2 protein-coding genes are annotated in these 2941 nt (G+C 59.3%); both read left to right on the forward strand.

Annotation, left to right across the window (positions count from 1 at the left end):
• A partial coding sequence (locus GM668_RS30150) for a LysM peptidoglycan-binding domain-containing protein (protein ID WP_155442673.1) occupies positions 1–2234 on the forward strand: 2234 nt, incomplete at its 5' end.
• A 35-nt stretch (positions 2235–2269) separates the two neighbouring features.
• Positions 2270–2518, forward strand: a complete 249-nt coding sequence (locus GM668_RS31840; protein WP_371868804.1) for a DUF6966 domain-containing protein — start codon at positions 2270–2272, stop codon at positions 2516–2518.
• Positions 2519–2941: the final 423 nt, after the last annotated feature.

The following is a 2941-nucleotide window of genomic DNA, read 5'->3' on the forward strand; positions in this document are numbered from 1 at the left end:
TGGCCTACAGTGTCGACGGCCAGCTGCTGGAAAAGCGCCTGAACCTGGCGGCCAACAATGCCACCCACATCCTGCTGGCCAACGGCGAGCTGGTGGGATCGAGCGACAACCACAATGAATCGTTCAGCGACAACGTCGGCGCCATCGTCAGCCAGAGCGACGGCGGCGCCCAGTACACGGTGCAGGCCGGCGACACCCTGCGCTCGATCGCCAAGGCCGTGTGGGGCGACGACAACCTGTGGCACCTGATCGCCGGCGCCAACACCGACCTGAACGGCAACCTGGCGGCCGGCCAGACCCTGGTGCTGCCGCCGCGCGTGACGCTGGTGAGCAACGACCACCACAGTTTCAAGTCGTACAGCCTGGGCCAGCTGGTGGGCGACACCACGCCGCAGATGGCGGCGCCCGGCAAGCATGGCTGCGGCGCCCTGGGCAAGATCATCACGATTGCGGTGGCGGTGGTGGCGACCCTGTACACGGCCGGCGTGATGAGCAGTACTGCCACCGGGTTGGGCAACATCCTGCAAGCCGGCGCGACGGCGCTGGGCGGCGGCGGTGCGGTGGGTGGCGTGGCCGTCGAGGCCGCCGGCTTCGGTGGCGGCCTCGTGGTCGGCGCGGCCGGGTCCATGGCCAGCCAGGCGGCCGGCATCGCGCTCGGCGAACAGAATGGCTTCAACTGGAAAGCCGTGGCGCTGAGCGCCGTCAGCGCCGGGGTGTCCTCGGGCATGGCGGAAGCCGTCAAGACCGCCGCTGACGGCAGCCTGCTGAAAGACATGGGCAGCGCCACCCGCGCCGCCGTGAGCAACGTGGCGACCCAGGGCATCGGCATCGTGACCCATCTGCAGCAGGGCTTCAGCTGGCGCGCCGTCGCGGCGGCCAGCGGCGGCACGGCGGTCGGCGGCGCCGTCACCGAAGCACTCAGCGGCAGCGACACGCTGCGCGACTGGCTGCACAGCGACACCATGCGCAGGCTGCTGACCGGCACGCTCAGCGGCATGGCGGCGGGAACCGTGGCAGCAATGATGCGCGGTGGCAGGGTCAGTATGCAGCAGGTGGCGACGGATGCGTTTGGGAATGCGATTGGGGAAAGTTTAGCGTCGGCTATGAAAACGACCGATGCACATACTGAACGCTATGCGACGCAGAATGTGAAGTATGAGGTGGATTTGGATGCGGAGGTGCGGGCGGCAGCGCAGAGAGGTGGCAATGTCAATCTTCAAGCCTTGGCTGACAGGCCGCCGGTATATGAACTCGATCTGGCGGCGCAATTGAAGGAGTTTGCAATGTCGCCAGAGGAGTGGGCGAAGATGGCCCGTGAGGGCAAAGCCGCCGGTGCGGCGAACATGGAGGCCTTCGCTAAAACAGCGCAGGGTCTAGCTCAAAGGGTTGCACGGTATGCCAACCAAGCGTTGACAAATATCCAGCCATTATCAACGCTGATGGAAAGCCCAGTAACGGGTAGATTCGGCAACTTCCTGGACTTGGCTCGTGAAAACAATCAAATTTATGATGCAATTCAGCGGCAAAAAAACGCACTTGATGCGGCCCTTGGCCCTCAGTTAGTGCCAATTGACCAGCAAGCTGAAGCAGCCCGGGAAGCGAATATCAAACGATTTAGAACCGACTTGGGCCTGGCTGCTGCGGGACCTGTTTTCTCCGGCTACGCGAATGGCGCGCGCCTTCTCGGCGCACCTAATGACGTTGTCGATAATCTAGCCAGTGCCCAGTCTGGCTTGGTAGGGTCATTAGCCGGAGTACCTGGCTCACAAGCCGCTTACACTGGACCTCGCTCATTTACTCAGCAATTCGGTATCCGATACGAACCAGGCTTAGGTCAAGTAAATGGCGAATATCGTATGCTTGGCCCTATCGATACTGGTATGGCTGGGACTTTCGCGGGTGGGCGCTATACTTCAGTCAAGCTGGAACAAGATACTATTCTCTACCGTGCAGGCGTAGCAGGTACTGAATATGGCCAGTACTTTAGTATTGAATCTCCCAAGGGAGTTATTCAAACACGCATTGATAAAGCTGTTCTTCCAGAGTGGCCCAATGGGGCGAAGTCGCCAATTGATACCGCCTTTGGCATCAAGATCCCGGCGGGAACGCAAGTGTATGTGGGTACCGTGGGAGGTCAAGGAGGATTTTATATGGGGGGAACCCAGCAAATTATCGTACCGAAAGCATGGGGAATAAAAGGCGTGGAAGTCGTAACAATAAAACCATTGCGATAATGAAACTAGACGAAATACAATCCATTTTGTGTCAGATGGCAACGCTGCTACGCATTGGAGAGCGGCATGACTGGACAGCTACTTACGAAAACCTTGCTACTCAAATTGCAGTTGACCCGCAGGAGACAGCCAGTAGGATTCTTGCCAGCTACGGCGGGATGGGGTCACTTAATGACGTTGTACTCCAGCGCAATGGAAAGCCCTTACTGGATGAAAATGAACAATTTGATGCGCTACGAATTCGTTTACACATGCTTTGTTCGAAGTTGTTAAGGGGTGACTGACACTAGTTTGCATTTCGCACCAAGGCTATGCAATAGCGCATGAATATATCGGGGTTTCGGGACTTGTCCTGAGCAGGGCCGGTAGGCGATATCAAGGAAGTGCAACGCCCGGCATGCCGCCGGTTGCCGCGTGCCGCCGCTTTGCGGGGGTATAGCAAACCCTACCCTGTCCCAGAAAATTGCTTCAAAAACCGCCTGAGCAACCCATTGTGGACGCCCAGGCGGCGCCCTTGTTGACGCCTTGTGGACAGCGATCAGACATCCCATCACAGCGCTGTGAACACAATGTCAACGGACAACACCTATGACCGCGCCAACCGCCTGGCCGCCATCGACGCCACCGGCATCCGCGGTGCCAGCTATGCGGTGCAATACCGCTTCGACCAGAACGGCAACCGCACCTGGCAGCACGTGCGCTATACC

Origin of the sequence: Pseudoduganella ginsengisoli, from assembly GCF_009720865.1 — a bacterium.
GTDB lineage: Bacteria > Pseudomonadota > Gammaproteobacteria > Burkholderiales > Burkholderiaceae_D > Rugamonas > Rugamonas ginsengisoli.

Bases quoted from the DNA above. Each gene is read 5' to 3' on its own strand.
- GM668_RS31840 (WP_371868804.1), top strand. From the start codon at position 2,270: ATGGCAACGCTGCTACGCATTGGAGAGCGGCATGACTGGACAGCTACT.